The following is a 25,233-nucleotide window of genomic DNA, read 5'->3' on the forward strand; positions in this document are numbered from 1 at the left end:
TGCAGGTCAGCCGGCCGGCTGGCTGACCTGACGGGCGCGCGGGTCCGGCTCATCCGGCGTGCGCGCTTCGATCGCGAGCGCATGCAGCCCTTCGGCGAAGAACTCCGCAGCCGCATCGTTGATGGCGCGGTGGCGGGCCACACGGCTCATTCCAGAGAAAGCCTCGGCCACGATACGGATGCGGAAATGGGTCTCGCCGCCCTCCCGCCATCCGCCGTGCCCCTTGTGCCGGTCCGATTCGTCCAGAACCTCCAGCGCAGCGGGGGAAAAGATCGAAGTCAGCCTTTCGGCCATGCGGGTCTTGATACTCATGGCATCCCGTGTGAGTTATGAGCTTCATGCCCTGTGGCACCGGCACCACGCACCGGACTGCAAGGCCTGTTCTGGTACTCATTCCTCCCCTTTATTGTCCGGGTCAACCTTGTTCCGGGCACAAGCGCTGTCCATAATCGCTGCATGAAACTGGATTCCAAAATCTTCGACCGCATACGCGTCAAGCCGGACAGGGACCGGCTCGAAGAAGACACCTATCCCACCTGCCAGTTTCCGGGGTGCAGCCGCCCCGGAACCCATCGCGCGCCGCAAGGCCGCGACCGGGAAGGCATGTTCTTCAATTTCTGCGTCGACCATGTGCGCGAATACAACAAGTCCTACAATTATTTCTCCGGCATGAGCGACGATGCGGTGCGCGCCTATCAGAAGGAATCACTCACCGGCCACCGTCCCACGTGGAAAATGGGCGTCAACCGGCAGGCAGCTGACGGGCCGGACGGGTTCGATCCGAGGGCCACGGTCCGCCAGCGCGCCCATGCGCGGCAAAATGCCGGACATGTGTCGCGCGCAAGAAAGCTACTGGCCCTTGAAAAGCGGTCCTTTGATGTGCTCAATCTTCCCGGAGAGGCACGCGGAGACGAAATCAAGGCGCGCTACAAGGAATTGGTGAAATTGCATCATCCGGATGCCAATGGCGGGGATCGTTCTTCCGAGGACCGCCTGCGGGAAATCATTCAGGCCTACAACGTCCTGAAGAAAGCCGGTTTCTGTTAGCCCGCCGTTCCGCGGGCATCCCCCCAACGACCCTGACCCCGGCCCGGCCGTGGCAGCGGAGGACCGATGACTGATACGAAGACTGTGGCTGAAAATACGCCTGACACCGAAATCTCCGTCGAGGAAGTCTTCGGCTTCCAGAGCACCCTGCGCGTGCCGGCCTACAGGACGGCCAACGAATATGTGCCGGAAGCCGACCCGGACTACCTGTTCGACCGCGTCACGACCCTTGCGATCCTCGCCGGCTTTGCCCGCAACCGCCGCGTGATGGTGACCGGCTACCACGGCACCGGCAAGTCGACCCACATCGAGCAGGTCGCTGCCCGCCTCAACTGGCCTTGCGTGCGTGTCAACCTCGACAGCCACATCAGCCGCATCGACCTCATCGGCAAGGACGCCATCGTCCTGCGTGACGGCAAGCAGGTGACCGAATTCCGCGATGGCATCCTGCCCTGGGCCTACCAGAACAACGTCGCCCTCGTGTTCGACGAATATGACGCAGGCCGCCCCGACGTGATGTTCGTGATCCAGCGCGTGCTGGAATCCTCCGGCCGCCTGACGCTGCTCGACCAGAACCGCGTCCTGCGTCCGCACCCCTATTTCCGCCTGTTCGCCACCGCCAACACCATCGGCCTTGGCGACACCTCCGGCCTCTACCACGGCACGCAGCAGCTCAATCAGGCGCAGATGGACCGCTGGTCGATCGTGACAACTCTGAACTATCTGCCGCATGATAACGAGGTGGAGATCGTGCTGGCCAAGGCCAAGCACTTCCAGGGCGCGGCAGGCCGCAACACCGTGTCGCGCATGGTGCGCCTTGCCGACATGACCCGCAGCGCCTTCGTCAATGGCGACCTCTCCACCGTGATGAGCCCGCGTACGGTCATCACCTGGGCCGAGAACTGCGAGATTTTCGGCGACGTCGGCTTCTCCTTCCGCCTGACCTTCCTCAACAAGTGCGACGAGACCGAGCGCACGCTGGTGAGCGAGTTCTATCAGCGCTGCTTCGGTGAAGAGCTGCCGGAATCTTCCGTCAACATGGTCATGAGCTGAGGCAATGGCAGGTCCGGGCAGCAACAGCGGAGCCGGGGGCAAGGGGCAGCCGCCCACGGAGCCCTTCAAGCAGGCCCTCACCGGCACCATGCGTGCCATTGCGGGCAATCCGGAACTGGAGGTCATCTTCTCCGGTGACCGTCCGGGCCTTGCCCCCAATGCGGCGCGCCTGCCCGAACCGGCACGCAAGCCGGGTCTGCGGGAGCTGACGATCACCCGCGGACTGGGTGATTCCATGGCCCTGCGCATGGCCTGCCACGACGTGAAGGTGCATCAGCGCCACGCGCCGAAAGCTCCCGATGCACGGCAGATCTATGATGCGGTCGAGCAGGCCCGCTGCGAGGCGGTGGGCGCGGCCCGCATGCCTGGCGTTGCCAGCAATCTGGCCGCCATGCTGGATGACAGATACGTCCGCCTCGGCTCTGCCGATATCACCAGCCGCGAGGAGGCGCCGCTGGTCGATGCCCTGTCGCTGATGATCCGCGAGCGCCTGACCGGAGCCCCGCCGCCGCCAAGCGCCGGCAAGCTCGTCGACATGTGGCGCAGCTGGATCGAGCAGAAGGCCGGACACGATCTCGACCGGCTCGTCACCCGGTTTGAGGATCAGGCGGCCTTTGCCGGCCAGATGCGCAACGTGCTGAAGGCGCTCGACATGGCCGATGAGGCCGGCGACGAGAATGACGAGCACGACGATCCGGAGGAGAGCAACGAGCAGGGCCGCAACGAGGACGCGGAAACCGGCGGCGAAGCGGAAGAAGACACTGGCGGCGACGAAAGCGTGCCGCAGGAAACGGAGATGACCGGCGAGGAAATGGAGGCCGGCGACACCGAAGCCTCCGAATCCGGCTCCATGGAAATGGATCAGGAAGACCTCGATGCGGATGCGGAGGAGCCCGGCGAGAACCAGCGCCGTGAAGCCCCGCTGAGCAACCGCCCGGTCTCCGATTACCGCATCTACACGCCCCGCTTCGACGAGGTGGTGACGGCGGAAGATCTGTGCGATGCGGCCGAACTCGACCGTCTGCGCGCCTTTCTCGACAAGCAGCTCGTCAACCTGCAGAGCGCCGTAGCCCGGCTTGCCAACCGCCTGCAGCGCAGGCTGATGGCTCAGCAGAACCGCTCCTGGGACTTCGATCTTGAGGAGGGTATCCTCGACACCGCCCGCCTGACGCGCGCGGTGACGGACCCGATGCAGCCGCTCGCCTTCAAGCAGGAGCGCGACACCAATTTCCGCGACACGGTGGTGACGCTGCTTCTCGACAATTCCGGCTCCATGCGCGGCCGCCCGATCACCGTGGCGGCCGCCTGCGCCGATATTCTGGCCCGCACGCTGGAGCGCTGCGGCGTGAAGGTGGAAATCCTCGGCTTCACCACCAGGGCCTGGAAGGGCGGCCAGTCCCGCGAGGCCTGGCTTGCCGCCGGAAAGCCGGCTCAGCCGGGCCGCCTCAACGATCTGCGCCACATCATCTACAAGGCGGCAGATGCCCCTTGGCGGCGGGCACGGCGCAATCTCGGCCTGATGATGCGCGAAGGCCTCTTGAAGGAAAACATCGACGGCGAGGCGCTGGACTGGGCGCACCGCCGCCTGCTGGCGCGGACCGAAAACCGCCGCATCCTGATGATGATCTCCGATGGCGCGCCCGTGGACGACTGCACCCTGTCGGTCAATCCGGGCAACTATCTGGAGCGGCACCTGCGTTTCGTCATTGATGAAATCGAGAACCGGTCGCCCGTGGAACTGATCGCCATCGGCATCGGCCATGACGTGACGCGCTACTATTCGCGCGCGGTGACGATCGTCGATGCGGAGGAACTGGCCGGCGCCATGACCGAGCAGCTCGCCGACCTGTTCCAGGACACCAATGTGGGCGCAGTGCCCCAGCGCGGGCGGCGCAAGCGCGCATGAGGAAGGCCTGGCTGGCGGCGGCAGCCGCCGTCCTGCTGGCCTTCACCGGTGCGGCAGGCCTTCCGGAGGCCCATGCCGCACCGCTGCTGCAGGACGGGGAAAGCCTCTCCATCCGCACGCGGCCAATCACGCAGTTTCAGCGCGGCAGCGATGCAACCCGCTTTGGCAAGCTCACCTTTCTGGGCGGGCTGGACCTGTCCTTGCCTGCCAAGAAATATGGCGGCATCTCCGCCCTGATCACGCTGGAGGGCGGAACGTCCCATCTGGCGGTGACCGATGACGCCCGCTGGATTGCCTTTGAGCTGCAGCAGGACGCCAACGGCCGCCCGCTGGGCATCGTGTCTGCCCGCACCGCCCTTGCACTCGACCCGAAGGGCACCGCCCTGCAAAACAGCAATGCCTGGGACACGGAAGGCATGACGCTTGGCATCAACGGCAAGCGGACGGAACTGTTCGTCAGTGTGGAGCGGGTCAACCGCATCTACCGCTTTGCCTGGCCGCTGACGTCAGGCAAGGCCAAGGCCCTGTCGCAGGTGGAAACGCCGGAAGGCTTCCGCAAACTGCGCGGCAACAAGGGACCGGAGGCACTGGCAGGCTCGGCCCTGTCCAGCCCGCTGAAGGGCGGTCTCGTTGCCATCGGTGAACGCCACCCGGATGCGGCGAAGAACGCCCTGCCCGGCTTCATCATCGGCGGGCCATTGGCGGGCAGTTTCGAGATCGAGCGCTCCGGCGAGTTCGATGCCACGGAGGCCGAGTTCCTGCCGGGTGGCGATCTGCTGCTGCTGGAGCGGCGCTTCAACATGCAGGACTGGATCGGCATGCGCCTGCGCCGCTTCAAGGGCAGCGAGATCCGCCCCGGCGCAAAACTGAAGGGGGAAATCGTGCTGGAGGCAGGTCCCTCACATGAGATCGACAATATGGAAGCGCTCGGCATCCACAAGGATTCGGCCGGGCGCGTGATCCTGACCCTGATGTCGGACAACAACCGCTCGCTGCTGCAGCGCACGCTGCTGCTGCGGTTCAGGCTTGATGATTGAAACGGCAGATCAGCGGGAGGCCGGTGCGGAGCCTGCGTCCTGCATTGGCCGGATGAACGCAAAGAGAATGCGGTAGGGTGCCAGCAGGAATAGGGCGACGGAAAGCTTCACCGTCAGATCGCCCAGGGCCCAGGAAATCCAGCGCGGCAGTTCCGCGGCGAAGATGCCGAAAAGCGGGGCGTTTTCAACGGCGAAGTCATCGTGATAGCCAAGCAGGCCGGTAAAGAGCGGCGAAAAGGCAATCGAAAAGAAGATCAGCGTATCCACCACCGAGCCGATAACCGACGAGACGAGCGGCGCTTTCCACCAGGCCGCGCGGCGCAGCCGGTTGAACAGCGTCACATCGAGAAGCTGGGCAATCAGGAAAGCCGAGCCGGAAGCCACCGCTAGGCGCGGCGTTGCCAGAACCACCGAAAGCAGCACCGCCAGCACAAAGCCGGCATAAACCACCCGGCGCGCAGCGGCAGGACCGAAGCGCCGGTTGGTGAGATCGGTGACAAGGAAGGCAGCCGGATAGGTGAAGGCGCCCCAGGTCAGCAGGTCGGCCAGCAGAAGGCCGCCCACCGTTCCCTCGACCGGAAACTGGACCAGAAAATTGGAGGCCACAACGACAATCGCCATCGCAAGCACTGCGATGGCGATATCACCATTGGAAATGGCGTTTGTCTTGCTCATCCGGCAAGAGCCAAATCAGGCAGCGGCGGCCTGGCGGCGCTTGACTTCGGCCTTGATCAGGCGTGCCTTGCTGGACAGCTCGCAGTCAGCAGCCTTCAGAAGGAAGGCATCCAGGCCGCCACGGTGCTCGACCGAGCGCAGGGCGTGGGCGCTGATGCGCAGCTTGAACGTCTCACCCAGCGTGTCGCTGATGAGGGAAACGTTGCACAGGTTCGGCAGGAACCGGCGACGGGTCTTGTTGTTGGCGTGGGAAACGTTGTTCCCGGACATGACGTCCTTGCCGGAAAGCTCGCAACGGCGTGCCATTGGATCACCCTTTTTCTACTGGCCGGGGCCGCTGGGACCCGGTACGGTTACAGCCGGTATGGAGCGGACCGCGAGGTCCGGCAACATCAAAACCGGCTCATTTCGGAAAAATCTGGCTCCCTATACTGGCCTTGGCGGTCAGCGTCAAGGCATCACCGCCTCAGGAAAGCGAAAGCTGCAAAATCCGATGCAGGATGCCGGAAATTAACCAAGCGGTTACCATACCGCCGAACAATTGGCATGATGATGCCGTTCGCTGCGCGCCAGCCGCGCCGGAAGCACATGAAAGAATTCGCCAGGCAGGCAGCAAAGGGGCGGCGGCTCCTGCCAGGAAAAGTTGTCACCAGGCACCGGACAAGGTGCCGAGGAGGTTCGACGTGTCGAGATACGTATTGAGCAGAAAGGCCGGAACCTTGCCCGCCACCCTTCGTGCGCTCGCCCTGACCTGCGCCACCGCCCTGCCCGTTTCGATGGCTTCCGCGGACGCAGGTGCCAAGACCGCCCGCATCGGCGGACTCTATGACATCACGGTCGCGGGACTTGTCATCGGCAAGGGCAGCATGTCCATCGTGCTGCAGGGCAATGCCTATTCGGCCAAGGTCGGGCTTGAGCCCGCCGGTATCGGCAGCCTGTTTTCCACCGGACGCGGCGGGGCAGAGGCCACCGGCTGGCTGGTGGGCGGCAAGGTGGTTCCGTCCAAATATTCCATGGCCTCGCAGGCAGCGAACCGCGATTTCTACGTGCTGATGACGCAGGGCTCCGGCAACATCCGCGAGGCAGAGGCCGCGCCCCCCTTCAAGCCGGTGCCGGACCGCATCGAAATCACCAAGAAGCACCAGCAGAACGCCATGGACCCGCTGAGCGCCGCCGTGATGCCGGTCGCCACGGGCAAGGACGCGCTGGGGCCCGCCGCCTGCAATCGCAAGCTGCCCGTGTTTGACGGCTGGACCCGCTTCGACATCGAGATGGAATACAAGGAGATCAAGGAAGTCTCCGGCCGCGGCTATGACGGGCCCGTCGTCGTCTGCGGGGCGCGCTGGAAGGCGATTGCCGGCCACCGCCCGGGCAAGGAATCCGTCAAGCAGATGGAAGAGGCCCAGATGGAAGCCTGGCTGGCGCCAATGGGCCGCAATGACGTGCTCATCCCCTACCGGATCGTCATGCCCACAGCCAGCGGCCAGATGGTTGTGGAAGCAACAAAGCTGAACATCAACGGCCCCGGACAGGATCAGGCTGCCCGCTGAAGGCACGGATCTCCGGCCTTTTCAAAACAGGCCCCGGCGGTTTTGCCGGGGATCGCTTGCACGATCCTTAACCTCCTGATACAGCCCCGCTTGACTCATGGGGTCTTGCTCTCCAGTGTCGCGCCACAACATTAGACCCGGGACACACGGCGCGCGAAAGGTCCGGCCCTCTGCGGGCAGGACTGCGGCGGCCATCAGGTAAACGGTTCATGCACAGCTATCTGGAATTTGAAAAACCCGTCGCCGACATCATCGGCAAGGCCCAGGAACTGCGCGCGCTGGCAGCGACCGGCGAAGCGGTGAACGTGGACGAGGAAGTCGGCCGCCTTGAAGCCAAGGCCAGCCAGACCCTCAACGACCTCTATTCCAAGCTGACCCCCTGGCAGAAGACGCTGGTGGCCCGCCATCCGGACCGCCCGCATGCGGCCCATTACATCCAGGGACTGATCGAGGATTTCACGCCGCTGGCCGGCGACCGCAAGTTCTCCGACGATCAGGCGATCATTGCCGGTTTCGGCCGCTTCCGGGGCCAGTCTGTCGCCATCCTGGCGCAGGAAAAGGGGTCGGATACGGAATCCCGCCTCAAGCACAATTTCGGCATGGCCCGTCCGGAAGGCTACCGCAAGTCGGTGCGCATCATGGATCTGGCCGACCAGTTCGGCATTCCGGTGCTGTCCTTCGTCGACACGGCCGGTGCCTATCCGGGCCTTGGCGCGGAAGAGCGCGGCCAGGCGGAAGCCATCGCCCGCTCTACCGACCGCTGCCTCAGCCTCGGCGTGCCGAACATTGCCACCGTCATCGGTGAAGGCGGCTCGGGCGGCGCCATCGCCATTGCCGCCACCAGCAAGGTGCTTATGCTGGAACACGCCATCTACAGCGTGATCTCCCCGGAAGGCGCAGCCTCGATCCTGTGGCGCGACAGCGCCAGGGCGCAGGAAGCGGCGACCAGCATGAAGATCACTGCACAGGACCTCCTGAAACTCGGCATCATCGACGGCATCATCGAAGAACCGGCGGGCGGCGCCCACCGCGCCCGTGAAACGGCCATCGACCGCACCGGCAAGGCGATCGAAGAGGCGCTGAAGTCCTTCGAGGGCCTGTCTGCCGATGAGGTCCGCAAGCTGCGCCGCGACAAGTTCCTCGCCATCGGCCGCAATCTCTGAGAGCTGCGCAGATGGAATCTTCTGAAACCGGTGCAGGGATGCCTGCGCCGGTTTTTGTTTTGACCGGTTCATGCCCTCCACTCCCCGTTTTCTCTACGGTGATTTATGATCCAGCGTGGTACTGCCATCTTGCGGAAGAAGAGACGGCACCTTACCCTTGTGCCGGTGATGGCTTTGCCTGTCCTCAGCGGGAAGATGGGCAGTTTTTCTTTCAGGTGTGACGGCAGATGGGCGTGATTGCCTTTCCAAAGATTCCGGGCCGCAAGGTGATCCGCCTGGCTGGCGCCCTGGCTGTGGCCACGCTTCTTGCCGGCTGCCAGTCGGGGGATGAATACGTTGCCTTCGGCCCCAAGCACCTGCGCGAGGTGCGCCCGGCAATCAAGGCGAAGTTCACCGAACTGAAGATGGATGCGCACTCGCCCATCCTGATCCGCATCTTCAAGGAAGAAAGCACGCTTGAGGTCTGGAAGCAGAACCGGGAAGGCCGTTTTGCCCTGCTCCAAACCTTCGATATCTGCAAGTGGTCCGGCGAGCTTGGACCGAAGATCAAGGAAGGTGACCGGCAGGCGCCGGAGGGTTTCTACGAGATCACGCCGGGGCTGATGAACCCGAACTCCAGCTACCATCTTGCCTTCAACATGGGCTTCCCCAATGCCTATGACCGGGCGCACAACCGCACCGGCACGCATCTGATGGTGCATGGCGCCTGCTCCTCGCGCGGCTGTTATGCCATGACCGATCCGCAGATCGAGGACATCTATGCGCTGGCACGGGACAGCTTCAAGGGCGGGCAGCGGTCGTTCCAGGTGCAGGCGTTCCCCTTCCGCATGACGGCGGAAAACATGGCGCGGCACAATGACAGCCCGCACATGGATTTCTGGCGCATGCTGAAGGTGGGCTACGACCACTTCGAGGTGACGAAACAGGCGCCGAAGATCGATGTCTGCGAAAAGCAGTATGTGTTCAACGCCATGCCGCTGATGGCCAATGTGCCCTTCCGCGCCACGGCCAAATGCCCGGCCTATGAAGTCCCGCAGGCCATCCGCCTCGCCGTGGAAGCCAAGCAGAAGAAGGACGCTGAGGCCTTCGAAGTGGCGATGGCCAATATCCGGGAAGAGGCGGAGCGCGAAAAGCGCGCCAAGGAACGCGCTGCCCTGATCGCCTCTATCGTCAACCCGAAGTTCGGCAGCCATAGCAAGCCGGAAGAGGCAGGCGAACAGGCGGCTGCCGCGACGTCTGCCGAAGAGGCTCCAGCAACACCGGCCTCCACCGGCGGCGTCTTCGCCAGCCTTTTTGCCTCGAAAGCCGCCCAGCCGGCAGAGACAACACCTGGCGAACCCGGGCAGACCGCCGCCAGTGCGGCATCACCTGCGGCCTCTCAAGCAGCCTCTCAGGCAGCCACCCCTGCCGCAGCAAAGCCGCAGCCCGCAGCGGAGGTGACCGCAACGGCCTTCGCTCCGGACGCTCAGGCTGGTGAACAGAAGCCCGGCTTCTTCAAGCGCTGGCTGAGTTTCAGCGGCTCGCAAGACGATGACACCACCCCGCCCCAGGTCGACCTGACCACCGTCACCACGGCGCCGCGGGTAAAGCCCTGAACCCCGCGGAACCTTAGGCCCAGATGGCGATGCGGTGGCCGAGGCTGTCGCGGGAGAAATCCTTCGGGAAGGGCTCCGCCCCGCCTGCCAGGATGCGCAGGGCCATGACGGCATTGACGCAGGCATCGAGGAAATCATCCGCCCCTGCCCCGCGCGGCGGCTTTTGTGACAGGAACGCAGGCTCAAGCCGGTGAGCGGCGAGACAGGCACGGCGCTCGTCCATGCCGTCTGGATTGATGCGGCTCTTGATCTTCTTCGGCAGGCTCATGGGCGCGCCGCCATTGAGCCGCCAGAAGGCCACCTCGGGGTGCACCTCGAACACGCGCTCTTGCCGTTCCGAGACCAGCGCATTGTCCAGCTCGCGGATTTTCGGGAAGAGATGGAAGGCCTGTTTTGACACCTTGCGCGGCGGCTCGGATGTTTCCTGCGCGATGCGGCAGGCTTCCCGGTAGTCTTCGCAATAGACCGCGGCACGGGAGGGAACGGAAAACACCGAGGACTGGCGCATGCCCAGAAGCGGGCGCACATGCCGTTCCGGCCCGCGCCCCTCGGGGCCGATCCGGTCCGGCAGGCCGATGGGCATGTCCACGGCCAGAACCTCAAGCCGGGGCTGAAGCGCCAGAAGATCCGCAAAACGGGGCGTCACCAGCACCTGCGGCTGCGCGGTCAGGCTTTCGTCAAGAATTACCGCAATCCAGCCCGCCGGACAGCCATCAACTCCGGCAACCCGTCTGGCCTGAGACATGGACCCCGGCCCGGTCATCGCGCGCCGGCGCTCTCCATCACCCGGCGGGTGCTGACCAGCGCCATGGGACGGCAGAGCGTCTGCTGTTCGGCGGCGTAAAGCAGTTCGTTGGCGCCCTGCTTCACCGTGCGGGCAACCAGCTCGAATACGGAAGCGGCAGCGCGCACCAGCGCCTCGTCCTCATCCATGCCTTCCAGCAGGCGGGCCATGAACAGGGCAGAGAAGAAATCACCCGTGCCATGCGGCGGATTGTCGATGGCCGCGTGTTCGGCCGCAACGGCGCCGCGCTTGCCCACAAGCAGGTTGGAGATGGAATTGCGCCGCAGCGCCGGGGCGGAGGTGACAACCACCCGTTCCGGACCCAGATGCCGCGCGGCGGACAGGGCCTGCAGCTCCGTATCGGTTGGCCGCCCGGTCAGCCAGGCCAGCTCGTAACGGTTCGGCGTCGAGATATCCGCCAGCGGGACAAGCTCGTCACGGATGGCTGCAGCGGTTGCCTCCGGCACATAGAGGCCTTCCAGATCGCCGATCACCGGATCGCAGAGATAGGACACCTCGGGCCGCAGCTTGCGCAGCGCCTTGACGAGCCGGGCGACGGCAGAGGCCTGTTCCGGCGAGCCGAGATAACCGCTGATGACCGCGCCGATCTCCGGCAGGAAGGGGGAAGCTGCCAGATCCGCCGTGATGGCGTCGAAATCCGTCATCGGCGCAACGATGCGCTGACCGCGCCCGACCAGCGGCTGCCAGGGCAACAGAATGGTCGGCAGATACCACACCGGGAAGCCCAGACGCTCCAGCGCGAAGACAGCGCCGCGCCCGCCCACACTGCCGCGCACCACCTGTGATGTGATCACCAGAATGGCCGGCTTTGCACCGCCGTCCTTCACCGCATTCAGCATTCCGGCAACTCCTGTTTCAGCACTGCGGCCGGGAGGGCGAACTCACTCCTGCGCAGCGGAGGGCAATTCCAGCGGCTTGCCCGAACCGTATTTCTGCTCGATATAGCCCAGCACCATGGCCTTGAAGTCTTCCGCGATGGAGGGCCCGCGCAGCGTCATGACCTTCTCGCCATCGATGAACACAGGCGCAGAAGGCGATTCGCCCGTGCCCGGCAAAGAGATGCCGATGTCGGCGAATTTGGATTCGCCCGGCCCGTTGACGATGCAGCCCATCACTGCGACGTTGAGATTCTCCACCCCTGGATACTGCTCGCGCCAGACCGGCATCGACACGCGGATATGCTCCTGGATGTCGCTGGCCAGCTCCTGGAAGACGGTCGACGTGGTGCGCCCGCATCCCGGACAGGCCGCCACCACCGGCACGAAGGCGCGGAAGCCCATCACCTGCAGCAGCTCCTGCGCCACCTGCACCTCGCGCGAGCGGTCACCGCCCGGCTCCGGCGTCAGCGACACGCGGATGGTGTCGCCAATGCCCTGCTGCAGCAGGATGCCCATGGAGGCCGCCGAGGCGACGATGCCCTTGGTGCCCATGCCCGCTTCCGTGAGGCCCAGATGCAGCGCATAATCGCAGCGCGCCGCCAGATCCGCATAAACGGCGATCAAGTCCTGCACATTGCTGACCTTGGCGGACAGGATGATCTTGTTGCGCGCCATGCCGAGACCTTCGGCGCGCTCGGCCGAGAGAAGCCCGGACTGGATGATCGCCTCACGCATGACGGCGGAAGCGGCAACCGGATTGGCGCTGGCGGCATTCTCGTCCATCAGCTTCGTCAGAAGCTCCTGATCGAGAGAGCCCCAGTTGACGCCGATGCGCACCGGCTTGTCATATTTCTGGGCGATGTCGATGATCTGCGAGAACTGGGTGTCGCGCTTGGCCTTGAAGCCCACGTTGCCCGGATTGATGCGGTACTTGGCCAAAGCCTCGGCACAGGCCGGATGGTCGGCCAGCAGCTTGTGGCCGATGTAATGGAAGTCGCCGATCAGCGGCACATTGATGCCGATGCGATCCAGCCGCTCGCGGATGCGCGGAACGGCCGCAGCGGACTCGTCCCTGTCCACCGTGATGCGCACCAGCTCGGACCCGGCCCGCGCCAGCGCGGCGACCTGCGCCACGGTGGCATCGGCATCCGCCGTGTCCGTGTTGGTCATGGATTGCACGACGACGGGCGCATCGCCGCCCACCATCACGGAACCCACCTGCACGGCAACCGACCGGCGCCGGGGCAGGCGCATCGGGACATACTCGCTCATCAGATCAGCCAACCTCGTATTCACCCTCCGCCCGCACCGGGGACGGGCGCTTTTCATGGCCTGATTAAATTGGCTCTCACATAAGGGCAATCAAGAACCGCACGCAAGGCGCGATGCAGCGCATCAGCGCGGCAAACTGTGATCCGGAGCACTTGCGCCGCCCCGCCGGACCAGCCTATAGACCTGATGATTGCACTTGGCATTTCCTGCAAGTGACAAGACCAGCCTGGAGCCCCCATGTATTCGGATATCCTGCATCAGTCAGCGTCCCTGATCCGCCAGAACATCACCATCGCCTTCCGTATTGCCGGATCGTGGATGGTGATCATGCTGGTCATCAATGCCCTGACCGATGCAAGCGAAGGCGTCCCGGGCCTGAATATCATTCTGGCCCTGACCGGTTTCGTGCTGTCGCTGGTCAGCGGCGCCTCCATCGCCAGCGGCTGGCACCGGTTTGGCCTGCTGCAGGAACAACCCGATCTCATCCACCTGCGCTTTGGACTGTATGAGCGGCGGGTACTCTGGCGCATGGTGCAGACGGCCCTGATCCTGATGGGGCCGGTCATCGGCATCATTCTCGTTGCCATGATGTTCAACACTTTCGTGCCGCATATCATCATGGTGGTGCTGCTTGCCGGGCTGACGGTCCTGACCATTGCGCTGATGTACCGCATCAGCTTCATCGTCCCGGCCTCTGCCGTTGGCCACCATCTGCCGGTCGCAGAAGCCTTCCGCATCAGCAAGGGCTATGCCGGCCCGATGTTCGTGACAACGCTTCTGCTCAGCATTCCGGTGATCCTGGTCCTCGGCCTTGCCATTGCAGGCGGATATCAGATCCTCGCCGGTGGCTCGATCATCCTCGGTTTCGTGGTTCTGGCGGTTTTCGGTACACTGCTGCAGATCATCACCACCACCATTGGCCTTGCTGTCGTGACGGTGGCCTACAAGGACGTCGCGGAAAAACTCTGGGCCGAAAACCCTGACAATCCGATATTCGCCCAGTACTGACAGGCTGGCCAGCGCAGGCAGCGCAGCGTCCTGCAAAAGCTCAGGCTTTCATTACCGATTTGTCATGCAACCGCATCAGCGCAACTGCGTTGTTGCAGTGCAAGGCAGCTTCATGTGAAGCTGCGGCCGGAATTCGGTCAGGGAGCCTGAAAGACATGCTGAAGAACAGAAACGCCGTCATCACCGGATCCACCTCCGGCATCGGCCTTGCCTATGCGCGGGCGCTGGCAGCCGAAGGCGCCAATGTGATGATCAACGGCTTTGGCGACAAGGACAAGATCGAGGCCGAGCGCTCCGGCATCGAAAAGGACTTCGGCGTCCGCTGCATCTATTCGCCAGCCGACATGACCAAGAGCGACGAGATCGCCGCCATGATCGCCGCGTCGGAGAAGGAATTCGGCAGCGTCGACATCCTGATCAACAACGCCGGCATCCAGCATGTCTCGCCCATCGACGAGTTCCCCGTCGACAAGTGGAACGCGATCATCGCCATCAACCTGTCGTCCGCCTTCCACACCATCCGCGCCGCCCTGCCAGGCATGAAGGCACGCGGCTGGGGACGGATCATCAACACCGCCTCCGCTCACGCGCTGGTCGCCTCCCCCTTCAAGTCCGCCTATGTGGCCGCCAAACACGGCATTGCCGGGCTGACCAAGACCGTTGCGCTGGAAGCTGCCGAAAAGGGTGTCACCGTCAACGCCATCTGCCCTGGCTATGTCTGGACGCCGCTGGTCGAGGCCCAGATCCCCGACACGATGAAGGCGCGCCACATGACCGAGGACGAGGTCAAGCGCGAGGTGCTGCTCAAGGCCCAGCCGACCAAGGAATTCGTCACCGTGGAAGAGGTCGCGGCTGTTGCCGTCTTCCTGTGTTCGGATGCAGCAAAGTCCATTACGGGCACGCTGCTGCCCGTCGATGGCGGCTGGACGGCCCAGTAATGACAGAGGCCAGAAAGCGGAAAGTTCCGCCGCGCAAATCCGCGCCGGGGCGCAAGGTCATCAATCTGGCCCTTCAGGGGGGCGGCGCCCATGGCGCCTTCACCTGGGGGGTGCTGGATTATCTTCTGGAAGATGACCGCTTTGAAATTGACGGCATCAGCGGCACTTCGGCAGGCGCCATGAATGCAGTAGCCCTGGCCTGCGGCCTGCACGAGGGCGGACCAGAAGGGGCGCGGGAGCGTCTGCGGACCTTCTGGAAGAAGGTGAGCCAGCACGCCTATCTCAGCCCGATCCGGCGCTCGCCGCTGGACATGGCCCTTGGCCAGTGGAGCCTCGACTTCTCGCCGAGCTACATTGCCATGGATCTCATCTCCCGCTTTGCCTCGCCCTACGAGTTCAATCCGCTCAACATCAATCCGCTGCATGAGGTGCTGAAGGAGATCATCGACTTTGACTCCGTCCGCGCCTGCGGGCGTGTGCGGGTGTTCGTGTCGGCCACCAATGTGCACACGGGCAAGATCAAGGTTTTCAGCGGTGACGAGCTGACGGCCGATGCCGTGATGGCCTCGGCCTGCCTGCCGCAGGTGTTCCAGGCGGTCGAGATTGACGGCGTGCCCTACTGGGACGGCGGCTACATGGGCAACCCGCCGCTCTATCCGCTGTTCTACGAGACCGGCACGCAGGACCTGCTGCTGGTGCAGATCAACCCGATCGAGCGCAAGGGAACCCCGAAGACGGCCCGCGAAATCCAGAACCGGATGAACGAGATCACCTTCAATTCCACGCTGTTGCGCGAAATGCGGTCCATCGAATTCGTGCTGCGCCTTCTCAACGAAGGCAAGCTGGATGAGAAGGACTACAAGAGGGTCTATTTCCACCGCATCGACGGAGAAGCCCTGAAGCCGCTGCAGGCCTCCTCCAAGTTCAATGCGGAATGGGCCTTCATCAAGGAGCTGTTCTCCATCGGCCGCAAGACCGCAGCCGGCTGGGTGGAGCGCAATTACGATGCCGTTGGCGAGCGATCGACCGTCGATCTGCGCTCGGAGTTCCAGTGATTAATAGAAATTAACCGGAATTTGCATTCTGCCACGCAGAATAAAATCAATAACAAAGATAAACATCATTAAACCAAACAAAACGCACGAAGATCAGTTTTATCGGCAAAGAAAACCTTTTGGAAACCACTCCAATCCTAATGTCGGAAAGCTGATTGTCAGGTTGTGCGTCGTCAGCGATTGCAGACGGAAGGAAGTGGCACTGCGACCCGCTACTTCCTTCCGGCCCGCAGCACTCTTCCCCCCATCTTTGAAATGCAGACCGGGACAAGATGTCCGGCTATGCAACTCTGTGCTTTGCGCCCGGCCCGGTGAGGGCTAAAAGAGGCGCGGGGCGCAGGAGGTTGGACATGGCACTGCGATTGACATCGAGACTTGCAGGAGCGCTCATCCTGACGGCCTTGGCATTGCTGCCGCAGGGCTCAGGCGGCGCCTTTGCACAGACGGCGGCCCCGCAAGGCACATTCGATCAGATCACCGCACAGAATGGCTGCCCCGGCTGCGACCTGAAGCTGGAAAGCCTGCGCACATTGAAACTGGACATGCCGGATTTCACCGGCGTCAACCTGCGCGAGGCCGATCTGAAGGAAGCCATTCTCACCGGCGCCAGGCTCGCTGGCGCCGACCTGCGCCGCACGGAACTGGAGCGAGCCATTCTCGATGGGGCGGACATGACCCGCAGTTCCATGCGCGGCGTGGATCTGGAGAAGGCCTCCCTGATCAAGGCAAGGCTGTCCGGCTCAGACATGCGGGACGCGGATCTGAATGACGCGGTGCTGACCAGCGCCAAGCTGGACAACACGGATCTGCGCAACGCCAAACTGACCCGCAGCATAGCCATCGGCGCCAATTTCTCCGGCAGCAAGATGGACGGAGCAAGTCTGGAACGGGCGGACCTGAGCAGTGCCATGCTGGACAATGCCCGCCTGCCCTATGCCGGCCTCGACCGGATCATCGCGGTGGATGCCAGTTTCCGCAATGCGGACCTCAGCGGCACCCGCATCACCAGCGGCGACCTCACCGATGCCGACCTCTCGGGCGCCAACATGACCGGCGCACTGCTGCGCAACACCCGCCTGCCCGGCGCAAAGCTGAAGGATGTGCGCGGGCTTGACCCCAAGCGCATGATCAACCTGTGCGGCGACGCGCGCACCGAATTGCCTGCCGGCTTCGAGCCGCTGAAGCCTTGCTCGTGAGTGGCAGGGATAGAATCAAAAGGGCCGCCCCACCGGACGGCCCTTTTTCATGTCTGTCAACCGGTAACGCGGCTCAGAACGCGTCGAAGGAGAAGCGGTAGGTCACGCCGGTGCCGATGGTGTACTGATTGCGGCTGCCGCGGTTGCGGACGATCGGGCTGCGGGCCGCATCGCCGATCAGCCGGTCATAACCGCCTTCCACATGCAGCTTCACCTGATCCGTCAGATCATAGCTGGCGCGGGACGCAACGCCGATGCTCTTGAAACCGCCGCTGGCGCGGAACTCGTTGAGCCCGCTGGCCTGGGCCTCAGACGGCGAAACGCTGAAGTAGGTGTCCATGTAGCGGCTGGAGGCAAAGCCGAGGCGCGGACCGGCGCTGAGTTCCAGCTTCGGCATCGGCTTCATGATCAGGTCAGCGCCGATCTGGCCGGTCTGCCCCTTGTGACCGTTGAAGCCCTGGCGCAGCTCGCCGAACACCCGGAACCCATCGCCCTGGAAACCGGCACCCAGCCCTGCTTCCAGTGCCCAGTCCACCTTGCGGGTGCCGCTCAGCCTGGACGTGTCGGACGGCCGGCGCTGTCCGATGAAGTTGAAGGACGGGTAGAAATAGATGCCCGTGCGCGCCTGGCCGTCAGCCACCTGCCCCAGAATCGGCAGATAGAAGCGGCTGACGTAGATCAGCGGAACCGGTGACACCAGATAGGTATCCGCGCCATCATAACGCGGCTTGACCATGGCACCGACACCCAGATCCAGCACATACTGATGGCCGGAGGTGCCGCTGGAGGAACCATAGGAATAATCCTGCGCGGCCGCCGGAAGGGAGGCACCGGCAAAAGCAGAGGTCAAGGCGAGGAGAGCGAACTTGCGCATCATGGGTGGGGTCTGTCCTGAACGAACTACTGAATGGGACGGATCTTAAGGCAAATTGCGATAAAGAGTTTAACAAAAGGGTAATTTTAACGAGCTGTTGCCAATGCGCACCGCACGGATTTGCAACCCGCTCTGCAGACATTAAAAAAGGCCGCCTTGCGGCAGCCTTTTTTCGAAACTGGAGCGGGCGATGGGATTCGAACCCACGACCCCAACCTTGGCAAGGTTGTGCTCTACCCCTGAGCTACGCCCGCACAAATCCGGCAAGCCGGATGGGTATCCTCAATGACGCTGGACCAGATTGCCGATTGACCGGAAACTGGAGCGGGCGATGGGATTCGAACCCACGACCCCAACCTTGGCAAGGTTGTGCTCTACCCCTGAGCTACGCCCGCTTAAGCGCCGCAGAAAGCCGTCTTGCGAAGGCCCGCCGCTGAGGTGGGCTGTATATGAACCAAGCGGCCTGCGAATGCAACAGGCTTTTTTGACCCGGCTACGGCTTTTTCCGCCGTGTGGACGAGCTGTGGACAGAAGGCCGCAGCGCGCCCTTTGCCCGCTCCGCGGAAGCCTTGCCGCGCAAGACCCTGATCAGCTAGAAGCATGGAAAGAGAGCGATTTTGCGGCCCCAGCGGCGGGCGGGAAGCGGGAGACGGCATGATGGCAACACGCAGCGAGCTGCTGGCATTTCTGGATGATCTTGGGCTTGAAACCAGCACCACGGATCACCGGCCGGTGTTCACGGTGGCGGAATCCGAAGACGTGCATGCCATGATCCCCGGCGCCCACACGCGCAACCTCTTCCTGAAGGACAAGAAGGGCCGCATCTTTCTGGTGGTGGTGCTGCATGATGCCACGGTGGATCTGAAGCAGATCCACACGCTGATCGGCGGACAGGGCCGCGTCTCCTTCGGCAATGCTGACCAGCTGATGGAATGCCTTGGCGTGGTGCCGGGCTCCGTCACGCCCTTTGGCCTCTACAACGACCGGGAAGCGCAGCGCGTGACGCCCATTTTCGACGCGGCGATGATGCAGCACGAGGTGCTGAACTTCCACCCGCTGTCGAACGACGCCACCACCACCATTTCCCGCGACGGCCTGCTGGCATTTGCCCGCGCCTGCGGGCATGAGCCGCAGGTGCTGGCAGTCACGGAAGAGGCGAAGGCGCAGGGTTTGTAATTCCCCCGCCGCCGCGCCATGTTAAAGACAAAGCAAACTCCAGACGGCTCACGCGCCATGCTGTTGAGCTGTCCTTGTGACGGCAAGGGAAGACGAAGATGAACGGTGGAAACTTCAGCATGGGCGGTCAGTCTGGCGGCTCCTTTGGCGGCAGCTACGGCGGCTCCGGCTATGGCAGCCAGCAGGGCCAGTCTCATTCTCAGGCGGCAGGCGCAGACAATCTGATCTTCGACGTCACCACCCCCACCTTTGCAAAGGCCGTTCTGGAGGCCTCGCGCAACCAGACGGTGCTGGTGGACTTCTGGGCCCCCTGGTGCGGCCCCTGCCGCCAGCTGACCCCGGCGCTGGAAGCCGCCGTTAAGGCCGCCAAGGGGGCCGTGCTGCTCGCCAAGATGAACATTGACGACCACCCGGAAGTGGCGGGCCAGCTCGGCATCCAGTCGATCCCGGCCGTCATTGCCTTCAAGAACGGCCAGCCGGTCGATGGCTTCATGGGCGCCCAGCCGGAAGGCCAGATCAAGGCCTTCATCGAGCGCGTGGCAGGCCCTGCCCCCGCCTCGCCGGTGGACACCTATCTGGCCGAGGGAGAGACCCTGCTGGCGGCCAAGGATTACGGTCAGGCCGCCCAGATGTTCGGCGGTGTACTGCAGATGGACAGCGCCAACACCCGCGCCCTTGCCGGTCTTGCCCGCTGCTATCTGGGCGCCGGGGATCTGGCCCGCGCCCGGCAGGCGCTGGAGATGATCCCGGAAGACGCCCGCAAGGACGCGACTGTCATCGCCGCCTTTGCCGCACTGGATCTGGCCGAACAGGCCGGACAGCTGGGCGATCTTGCCGGGCTGCAGGCGAAGGTGGAGGCAAACCCCGGCGACCATCAGGCCCGCTTCGATCTGGCGCTGGCGCTGAACGGGCGCGGCGACCATCAGGGTGCCGTCGATCAGCTGATCGGCATCATCCGCCGTGACCGCAGCTGGAATGAGGACGGCGCGCGCAAGCAGCTGCTGCAGTTCTTCGAGGCCTGGGGCCCGAAGGAGCCGGCCACCAATTATGGCCGCCGCAAGCTGTCGTCAGTGCTGTTCTCCTGACCTATATGTCCCTTGGCGGGCATTTGTCCGCCCAGGGACAATCCATGCGAGGTGACACGATGAAGGCGGGAAACGCGAGCTACACGAGTATCAAGGACCTGCCCGCGACGCTGCCCGTCTTTCCGCTGCCCGGTGCCCTGCTGCTGCCGCGCACCCAGCTGCCGCTGAACATCTTCGAGCCGCGCTATCTGGCCATGGTGGATGCGGCCCTGGCCGGCCAGCGGCTCATCGGCATGGTGCAGCCATCCATCACTGACATGCAGAATGGATCAAAGCCCGCGCTGTGCCGCGTCGGCTGCGCCGGGCGGATCACGTCGTTTCAGGAAAGCGGCGACGGCCGTTACCTGATCTCGCTTCAGGGGGTCGCCCGCTTCCGCATCACCGAAGAGCTTCCGGCGATGACGCCCTTCCGGCAGGTGGCCTGTGACTTCATGCCCTATCTGCCCGATCTGGAGACCGGCCGCGGCGAAGGTGACGTGGACCGGGAAGGCCTTCTGCGTGCCTTCCGCGCCTATCTCGACGCCCATGACATGGAAGCGGACTGGGACAGTGTGGAACGGGCCGAAACGGAAGTGCTCGTCAACGCCCTGTGCATGATGAGCCCCTACGGCCCGGCGGAGAAACAGGCCATGCTGGAAGCCGCCGACCTCAAGACCCGCGCCGAAACGCTGGTCGCCATCACCGAGATTGACCTGGCGCGCAGCTCAGGCCATGAGGGGGGCCCGCCCCTTCAATAAGACCCGAAAGACCGGAACGCCCAGATGACGGAAACCGCCGCTTCACACAGTGCCAGACAGATCGACCGCAAGATGCTGGAGCTTCTTGTCTGCCCGTTGACCAAGACGACGCTGGAATATGATGCCAATGCGCAGGAACTGATCTCCCGCGCCGCCAAGCTGGCCTATCCGATCAAGGACGGCATCCCGGTCATGCTGCCGGACGAAGCGCGCAAGATCGAAGACTGATCAAGGCTCAGCGAAAGCATCATGCCAAGGCATCTGAGATGCTGACGCATCACGCCTTGAAATTGCTCAGGCGCCGCACGGGCTTAACCACCACATACCGCCTCAAGTGCGGCCATCAGCGTGTCCGGCTCGCCGGTCACATGCAGCGTCTTGATGCGGGCGGTGGAGCCTGCCGCGAGGTATACGGCGGATTTGGGCAGGCCAAGGGTTTTGGCCATCAGCACCTCAAGCGCCGCATTGGCCGCGCCCTTTTCCGGCACGGCCCGCACACGTGCCGCCAGCACCTGGCGGCCATCGGACAGGGCGGACAGGCCATCCACACGGTCATGACCAGAACGCGGTGTCAGGCGCACATCGATGCTGACCCCGCCTTTGACCGGACGCCAGGGCCTATCCGGCCCCGTCATCAGAAGACGGCGGGGTAGATGTAGCGGATGATGACGTTCTGCAGCAGGAAGATCAGCAGCAGCAGCACGATGGCCGAAAGGTCCAGCCCGCCGACCGAAGGCACCACGCGGCGGATCGGGCGCAGCAGCGGCTCGGTGAGGGCATAGAGCGTCTGGCCTATGGTCGCCACGAACTGGTTGCTCATGTTCACCACATTGAAGGCATAGAGCCACGAGAAGATCGCGCTGGCGATGATCACGTAGGTATAAAGCTGAAGGACCAGCATGAGCACGTCCAGAATTGCACGCATAATGAGTTCCGCTTTGTGATGGCGTTCAGTTCTCCATGATGTAGCGGCGCACAGGTGCCGCCGCAAGGCATCATGTTGAACAGGATTAAGTGACGGGCCTTTGCAGTCCCCCTGACCTGCACGCAGCGCCCCCAGGAGGGGCCATATCGCAGAGCAAGACACCACACCCGTTGGCTTTATGCCGGAAAGACAAGAAATTTGAGAGTCTTACTTCTCTGGCTGAGGCCTCCCGTTTCCCCTCCCCCTTGAGGGTAGGGGTGGGGGTCTTCACGCAGGAGCGGTGCTTGATTGATGCTCATCTTTACACAGAGCGCCTTCAACGAAAATACCCCGTGTTTTCAGCCTGTTACCCCACCCCTCCCCTCAAGGGGGAGGGGGACAGATAGGCCGTGCCGTTGAAACAACGGCTGCCAATTTGTGCCAAAGCCCTGGACGTCTTTCTGCGCGATGTGTTCATCCAATTGGATACGGGCGGGGCACGCGCCCGTCCCGCACCAGCTGGACGCGGCAGGGCGTAAAACCACGTGCTTGACAGATCTTCGGAGCCCCTCCTAAATTCCGCAACCTGCTCAGGGGCCGTAGCTCAGATGGGAGAGCGCTGCAATCGCACTGCAGAGGTCAGGGGTTCGATTCCCCTCGGCTCCACCAGCCCTCTCGTGTAGCACATGCACTCCGCCCTGGCAGGGTGTTGAAAAGGGACGCTCGCGGCGGCTCGCAAACCATGATTCAGTAGCTCGGGAGAGGGTTGGGAGAACGAGACATGCGCGGCGTGGACGAGCAAACTGGCGAACTGTTCAGTTATGTGGACCTGGAGGCGCGTGTGCGTCGCGATCATCCGCTGCGAGCGATACGGACGATCGTGAACGAAGCGCTTGGGGCGCAGGAGCGGGAATTCGCGGCGCTCTGCTCGTTGATCGGGCGGCGGCCGGTCCCGCCCGAGAAGTTGCTGCGGGCGATGCTGCTTCAGGCATTCCACTCAATCCGCTCGGAGCGGCTCTTGATGGAGCGGCTGGAATACGACCTTCTGTTCCGCTGGTTCGTGAGCATCGGCGTCGATGACGCGGCACGGGACCACTCCACATTCTCCAAGAACCGCGACCGGCTGCTGGCAGGCGGCATTGCCGCGAATTTCTGGCGGCGGTGCTGGCCCAGCCCCGGATCAAGCGGCTTCTGTCGAGCGATCACGTCTCGGTGGACGGCACACTGATCGAGGCCTGGGCGTCGATGAAGAGCGTGAGGCCGAAAGATGGCCCGGACAATCCTCCGGCCGAGGGCGGCGGACGCAATGCCGAAGCCGACTTCCACGGCCAGAAGCGGACGAATGACACGCATGCCTCGACCACCGGCCCGCAGGCATGGCTCTACAAGAAGGGCAAAGGCAAGGAGGCGAAGCTTTGCTTCATGGGGCATGGACTGATGGAGAACCGTCACGGTCTTCTGGTCGATGCCTGCCTGACGCCGGCCGGCGGTTATGCCGGGCGGGTGGCGGCGCTGCACATGATCGAGCCCTTGGCCGACCGGCCTCGCAGGATCACGCTCGGCGCCGGCAAGGGTTACGATACGGAGGACTTCGTCAACGAATTGCGCTCGATGAAGGTGACGCAGCATGTGGCGCAAAACACCAGCAGCCACCGTTCGGCGATCGACGGCCGTACAAAGCGCCACGGCAGCTATGCCGTAAGTCAGCGTATCCGTAAGCGCATCGAAGAAGCATTCGGCTGGATCAAGACGGTCGCCTGTCAGGACATGACGAAATTCCGCGGCCGGGATCGCGCCGGATGGGCATTTACCTGCGCAGCAGCCGCCTACAATCTGGTGCGGCTGCCAAAGCTCATGGCGGCGTCGGCATGAGCGCCGCCTCGGGCTGCCGCCTGATGGGCCGATGGCGGATCGTCGAGGCCGACATTTGGGATCGCGGCCATCTCGACCTGGTCGAGCCCGCAATGATCACGATCGGCGCCAATGGTCACGGCGAAATCGCCTTCGGCGCGCTGCAGGCGGGCCCCGATCTCGGCGACAGCCAGTCCATCGTCCACTTCACGTGGGCCGGATATGAAGAAATGGACGAGGTCTCCGGCGACGGCCACGCCGAATTGCTCGACGATGGCACCATCGAGATCACCTTCGCATATCACAACGGCGACGAGGCTATCCTCAAGGCTAGACGAAAGACTTCTTCAACAGCCTGCTAGTCTCACAGGATGAAGGGTTAGTTGTTGCGTAAAAAAATGCGCGCGCTTGTCTTGCGTGTCAACCATATGTTGACGGCGGCTGATTGCGTTCTCACAGGCTGAACCGTGCATCCGGATCCTGCGCCAGGGTCTCGGCGCAGTGGATGCGGAGCTTGTCGGTGACTTCGGCAAGGTCGCCGTCCAGCTGGCCGGGTGCCAGCGGCTCGCCCACGTGGAAGCGGAAGTGGGCGTGCTTCTTGTTAAGAAGCTCGTTGAAGACGGTCATGTCGCGCAGTTCGATCGAGACCTTTGCGAGGAAATAGAACAGACGCGAATTGCGCGCGCCCATGTGAATGGGGATGACCGGCACCTGATGGCGGCGGGCCAGGGCGAGGGCCGAGGTCATCCATGGCCGCTCCGTCAGTTTGCCCTTGTTCATGTAGGCAAGGCGGCCGGAAGGGAACAGCACCACTGCGCGGTTGCGCTCGAAGGCGGAGGCGGCGTTCTTCAGGGTTTCACGCGTTTTTTCGCGGGTCTTGAAGTTTGCGCGCCATTCCACCGGCACGATCATGCCGGCAAGGCGCGGGTTGACGCGCACCGCATCCCGGTTGGCGAAAATGGAAATGTCCCGGCGGCGGTTCTTCACTGCGTCATAGAGCGCCACACCATCGGCGATACCTGTCGGATGGTTGGAAACGAGGATGCAGGGCCCGTCAGCCGGAATGCGCTCCAGCCCCTGAACGGTCAGTTTCAGCTGCAGCAGATTGGACAGATAAACGAAGACCTCTTCCGCCGGCAGGTTGGAGATGGCGTCTGCCATTTCCAGCGCATCGAAATAGCGCAGCATCCGGTAGGCGATGGGCCGGAACAGCGGCCACCAGGGAGCGGCCATCACATGTTTGCCGCGCTCGGCAATCAGCACATCGACGATATGGCGGGCGGAGCCGCTGGTCTCATCTGTGTGGCTCTGTGTCAGGAGGGCCGAATCAGGGTGCTGGAAACGCGGCACGGGCACAATCCTCAAGGCGGGCGGACATGCCCTTTGAAGGCCTGATGGTTACAGATCCAGACAGCAACCTGCAATGGC

At 63.4% G+C, this 25,233-nt stretch carries 27 protein-coding genes, 3 tRNA genes and 1 pseudogene; 19 read left to right on the forward strand and 12 right to left on the reverse strand.

Annotated features, from left to right (window positions below):
* Nucleotides 1-6: 6 nt before the first annotated feature.
* Nucleotides 7-312, reverse strand: coding sequence for a BolA family protein (locus ASC48_RS10935; RefSeq protein ID WP_055455779.1), 306 nt, complete (start codon nucleotides 310-312; stop codon nucleotides 7-9).
* Nucleotides 313-456: 144 nt separating this feature from the next.
* Here ASC48_RS10935 and ASC48_RS10940 point away from each other — a divergent pair, with 144 nt between their 5' ends.
* The 4 genes from ASC48_RS10940 (at nucleotide 457) to ASC48_RS10955 (ending at nucleotide 5,043) form a co-directional block, all read left to right on the forward strand.
* The gene (locus ASC48_RS10940) at nucleotides 457-1,047 is read left to right on the forward strand and encodes a J domain-containing protein (protein ID WP_055455780.1); all 591 of its coding nucleotides are present in this window, start codon (nucleotides 457-459) and stop codon (nucleotides 1,045-1,047) included.
* A gap of 66 nt (nucleotides 1,048-1,113) precedes the next feature.
* Nucleotides 1,114-2,100, forward strand: coding sequence for a cobaltochelatase subunit CobS (gene cobS / locus ASC48_RS10945; RefSeq protein WP_055455781.1), 987 nt, complete (start codon nucleotides 1,114-1,116; stop codon nucleotides 2,098-2,100).
* Nucleotides 2,101-2,104: 4 nt separating this feature from the next.
* A complete protein-coding gene (gene cobT / locus ASC48_RS10950; protein ID WP_055455782.1) occupies nucleotides 2,105-4,006 on the forward strand; it encodes a cobaltochelatase subunit CobT in 1,902 nt (633 codons plus the stop codon).
* The gene (locus ASC48_RS10955) at nucleotides 4,003-5,043 is read left to right on the forward strand and encodes an esterase-like activity of phytase family protein (protein WP_055455783.1); all 1,041 of its coding nucleotides are present in this window, start codon (nucleotides 4,003-4,005) and stop codon (nucleotides 5,041-5,043) included. The genes cobT and ASC48_RS10955 overlap by 4 nt, the downstream gene beginning before the upstream one ends.
* Before the next feature lie 9 nt (nucleotides 5,044-5,052).
* On the opposite strand, the gene ASC48_RS10960 is transcribed toward ASC48_RS10955, so the two are convergent.
* Together ASC48_RS10960 and rpmB are read right to left on the reverse strand one after the other, a co-directional pair.
* On the reverse strand, nucleotides 5,053-5,718 hold the full coding sequence (locus ASC48_RS10960; protein ID WP_055455784.1) for a VUT family protein: 666 nt from the start codon (nucleotides 5,716-5,718) through the stop codon (nucleotides 5,053-5,055).
* 15 nt (nucleotides 5,719-5,733) lie between these two features.
* Nucleotides 5,734-6,024, reverse strand: a complete 291-nt coding sequence (gene rpmB / locus ASC48_RS10965; protein ID WP_055455785.1) for a 50S ribosomal protein L28 — start codon at nucleotides 6,022-6,024, stop codon at nucleotides 5,734-5,736.
* A gap of 413 nt (nucleotides 6,025-6,437) precedes the next feature.
* On the opposite strand from rpmB, the gene ASC48_RS10970 reads away from it, so the two are divergent.
* The 4 genes from ASC48_RS10970 (at nucleotide 6,438) to ASC48_RS10980 (ending at nucleotide 10,026) form a co-directional block, all read left to right on the forward strand.
* The gene (locus ASC48_RS10970; RefSeq protein WP_208975667.1) at nucleotides 6,438-7,268 is read left to right on the forward strand and encodes a DUF3108 domain-containing protein; all 831 of its coding nucleotides are present in this window, start codon (nucleotides 6,438-6,440) and stop codon (nucleotides 7,266-7,268) included.
* A gap of 209 nt (nucleotides 7,269-7,477) precedes the next feature.
* A complete protein-coding gene (locus ASC48_RS10975; protein ID WP_055455786.1) occupies nucleotides 7,478-8,431 on the forward strand; it encodes an acetyl-CoA carboxylase carboxyltransferase subunit alpha in 954 nt (317 codons plus the stop codon).
* Between the two features lie 11 nt (nucleotides 8,432-8,442).
* Complete coding sequence (locus ASC48_RS19665; protein ID WP_167345134.1) at nucleotides 8,443-8,652, forward strand: hypothetical protein; 210 nt, start codon at nucleotides 8,443-8,445, stop codon at nucleotides 8,650-8,652.
* Between the two features lie 6 nt (nucleotides 8,653-8,658).
* Nucleotides 8,659-10,026: a L,D-transpeptidase family protein gene (locus ASC48_RS10980; protein WP_055455787.1), complete on the forward strand. Its 1,368-nt coding sequence runs from the start codon at nucleotides 8,659-8,661 to the stop codon at nucleotides 10,024-10,026.
* A 13-nt stretch (nucleotides 10,027-10,039) separates the two neighbouring features.
* Here the strand turns inward: ASC48_RS10980 and ASC48_RS10985 are convergent, their stop codons facing one another.
* From ASC48_RS10985 to ispG, 3 genes are read right to left on the reverse strand one after another with little or no spacing between them, the layout of a single operon-like run.
* Nucleotides 10,040-10,771, reverse strand: a complete 732-nt coding sequence (locus ASC48_RS10985) for a DUF429 domain-containing protein (protein WP_244270043.1) — start codon at nucleotides 10,769-10,771, stop codon at nucleotides 10,040-10,042.
* A 14-nt stretch (nucleotides 10,772-10,785) separates the two neighbouring features.
* On the reverse strand, nucleotides 10,786-11,670 hold the full coding sequence (gene pdxY, locus ASC48_RS10990) for a pyridoxal kinase (RefSeq protein ID WP_055455789.1): 885 nt from the start codon (nucleotides 11,668-11,670) through the stop codon (nucleotides 10,786-10,788).
* Between the two features lie 42 nt (nucleotides 11,671-11,712).
* Nucleotides 11,713-12,981: a flavodoxin-dependent (E)-4-hydroxy-3-methylbut-2-enyl-diphosphate synthase gene (gene ispG / locus ASC48_RS10995; protein WP_055455882.1), complete on the reverse strand. Its 1,269-nt coding sequence runs from the start codon at nucleotides 12,979-12,981 to the stop codon at nucleotides 11,713-11,715.
* A gap of 237 nt (nucleotides 12,982-13,218) precedes the next feature.
* Here ispG and ASC48_RS11000 point away from each other — a divergent pair, with 237 nt between their 5' ends.
* The 4 genes from ASC48_RS11000 to ASC48_RS11015 all read left to right on the forward strand — a co-directional run bounded on the left by ASC48_RS11000 (nucleotide 13,219) and on the right by ASC48_RS11015 (nucleotide 17,178).
* Nucleotides 13,219-13,989, forward strand: coding sequence for a hypothetical protein (locus tag ASC48_RS11000; RefSeq protein ID WP_055455790.1), 771 nt, complete (start codon nucleotides 13,219-13,221; stop codon nucleotides 13,987-13,989).
* A gap of 155 nt (nucleotides 13,990-14,144) precedes the next feature.
* Nucleotides 14,145-14,927 carry a 3-hydroxybutyrate dehydrogenase gene (locus ASC48_RS11005; protein WP_055455791.1) on the forward strand — a complete coding sequence of 261 codons (783 nt, stop codon included), beginning with the start codon at nucleotides 14,145-14,147 and terminating at the stop codon, nucleotides 14,925-14,927.
* Entirely contained in the window at nucleotides 14,927-15,982 is a 1,056-nt protein-coding gene (locus tag ASC48_RS11010) for a patatin-like phospholipase family protein (RefSeq protein ID WP_055455792.1), read from the forward strand. The genes ASC48_RS11005 and ASC48_RS11010 overlap by 1 nt, the downstream gene beginning before the upstream one ends.
* A 350-nt stretch (nucleotides 15,983-16,332) precedes the next feature.
* The gene (locus ASC48_RS11015) at nucleotides 16,333-17,178 is read left to right on the forward strand and encodes a pentapeptide repeat-containing protein (RefSeq protein ID WP_072242588.1); all 846 of its coding nucleotides are present in this window, start codon (nucleotides 16,333-16,335) and stop codon (nucleotides 17,176-17,178) included.
* Nucleotides 17,179-17,251: 73 nt separating this feature from the next.
* Here ASC48_RS11015 and ASC48_RS11020 read toward each other — a convergent pair whose 3' ends face one another.
* The 3 genes from ASC48_RS11020 to ASC48_RS11030 form a co-directional block, all read right to left on the reverse strand.
* On the reverse strand, nucleotides 17,252-18,055 hold the full coding sequence (locus ASC48_RS11020) for a MipA/OmpV family protein (protein ID WP_055455794.1): 804 nt from the start codon (nucleotides 18,053-18,055) through the stop codon (nucleotides 17,252-17,254).
* Between the two features lie 176 nt (nucleotides 18,056-18,231).
* Nucleotides 18,232-18,306: transfer RNA gene (locus ASC48_RS11025), tRNA-Gly, on the reverse strand.
* Nucleotides 18,307-18,372: 66 nt separating this feature from the next.
* Nucleotides 18,373-18,447 (reverse strand) — tRNA-Gly (locus ASC48_RS11030).
* A gap of 259 nt (nucleotides 18,448-18,706) precedes the next feature.
* Between ASC48_RS11030 and ASC48_RS11035 the strand changes: the two genes are divergently transcribed.
* The 4 genes from ASC48_RS11035 to ASC48_RS11050 all read left to right on the forward strand — a co-directional run bounded on the left by ASC48_RS11035 (nucleotide 18,707) and on the right by ASC48_RS11050 (nucleotide 21,278).
* The gene (locus ASC48_RS11035) at nucleotides 18,707-19,228 is read left to right on the forward strand and encodes a prolyl-tRNA synthetase associated domain-containing protein (RefSeq protein WP_019965362.1); all 522 of its coding nucleotides are present in this window, start codon (nucleotides 18,707-18,709) and stop codon (nucleotides 19,226-19,228) included.
* 98 nt (nucleotides 19,229-19,326) lie between these two features.
* Nucleotides 19,327-20,313 (forward strand): thioredoxin, encoded by a 987-nt coding sequence (gene trxA, locus ASC48_RS11040; protein WP_141658923.1) that lies wholly within the window; start codon nucleotides 19,327-19,329, stop codon nucleotides 20,311-20,313.
* A gap of 59 nt (nucleotides 20,314-20,372) precedes the next feature.
* Nucleotides 20,373-21,050, forward strand: a complete 678-nt coding sequence (locus tag ASC48_RS11045) for an LON peptidase substrate-binding domain-containing protein (protein WP_055455795.1) — start codon at nucleotides 20,373-20,375, stop codon at nucleotides 21,048-21,050.
* A gap of 24 nt (nucleotides 21,051-21,074) precedes the next feature.
* Nucleotides 21,075-21,278, forward strand: a complete 204-nt coding sequence (locus ASC48_RS11050) for a Trm112 family protein (RefSeq protein WP_055455796.1) — start codon at nucleotides 21,075-21,077, stop codon at nucleotides 21,276-21,278.
* An 83-nt stretch (nucleotides 21,279-21,361) separates the two neighbouring features.
* On the opposite strand, the gene ASC48_RS11055 is transcribed toward ASC48_RS11050, so the two are convergent.
* Together ASC48_RS11055 and ASC48_RS11060 are read right to left on the reverse strand one after the other, a co-directional pair.
* Entirely contained in the window at nucleotides 21,362-21,685 is a 324-nt protein-coding gene (locus ASC48_RS11055; RefSeq protein ID WP_055455797.1) for a DUF167 family protein, read from the reverse strand.
* The gene (locus ASC48_RS11060; RefSeq protein WP_055455798.1) at nucleotides 21,685-21,975 is read right to left on the reverse strand and encodes a YggT family protein; all 291 of its coding nucleotides are present in this window, start codon (nucleotides 21,973-21,975) and stop codon (nucleotides 21,685-21,687) included. Before ASC48_RS11060 ends, ASC48_RS11055 begins: the two co-directional genes overlap by 1 nt.
* A gap of 572 nt (nucleotides 21,976-22,547) precedes the next feature.
* On the opposite strand from ASC48_RS11060, the gene ASC48_RS11065 reads away from it, so the two are divergent.
* The 3 genes and pseudogenes from ASC48_RS11065 (at nucleotide 22,548) to ASC48_RS11075 (ending at nucleotide 24,167) form a co-directional block, all read left to right on the forward strand.
* Nucleotides 22,548-22,623 (forward strand) — tRNA-Ala (locus ASC48_RS11065).
* Nucleotides 22,624-22,735: 112 nt separating this feature from the next.
* Nucleotides 22,736-23,826 (forward strand): annotated as a pseudogene (locus tag ASC48_RS11070) (IS5 family transposase).
* A complete protein-coding gene (locus ASC48_RS11075; RefSeq protein ID WP_055455799.1) occupies nucleotides 23,823-24,167 on the forward strand; it encodes a hypothetical protein in 345 nt (114 codons plus the stop codon). Before ASC48_RS11070 ends, ASC48_RS11075 begins: the two are co-directional and overlap by 4 nt.
* A gap of 91 nt (nucleotides 24,168-24,258) precedes the next feature.
* Here the strand turns inward: ASC48_RS11075 and ASC48_RS11080 are convergent, their stop codons facing one another.
* Nucleotides 24,259-25,155: a GNAT family N-acetyltransferase gene (locus tag ASC48_RS11080; protein ID WP_055455800.1), complete on the reverse strand. Its 897-nt coding sequence runs from the start codon at nucleotides 25,153-25,155 to the stop codon at nucleotides 24,259-24,261.
* Nucleotides 25,156-25,233: the final 78 nt, after the last annotated feature.

This window comes from Pannonibacter indicus, assembly GCF_001418225.1.
Lineage (GTDB): Bacteria > Pseudomonadota > Alphaproteobacteria > Rhizobiales > Stappiaceae > Pannonibacter > Pannonibacter indicus.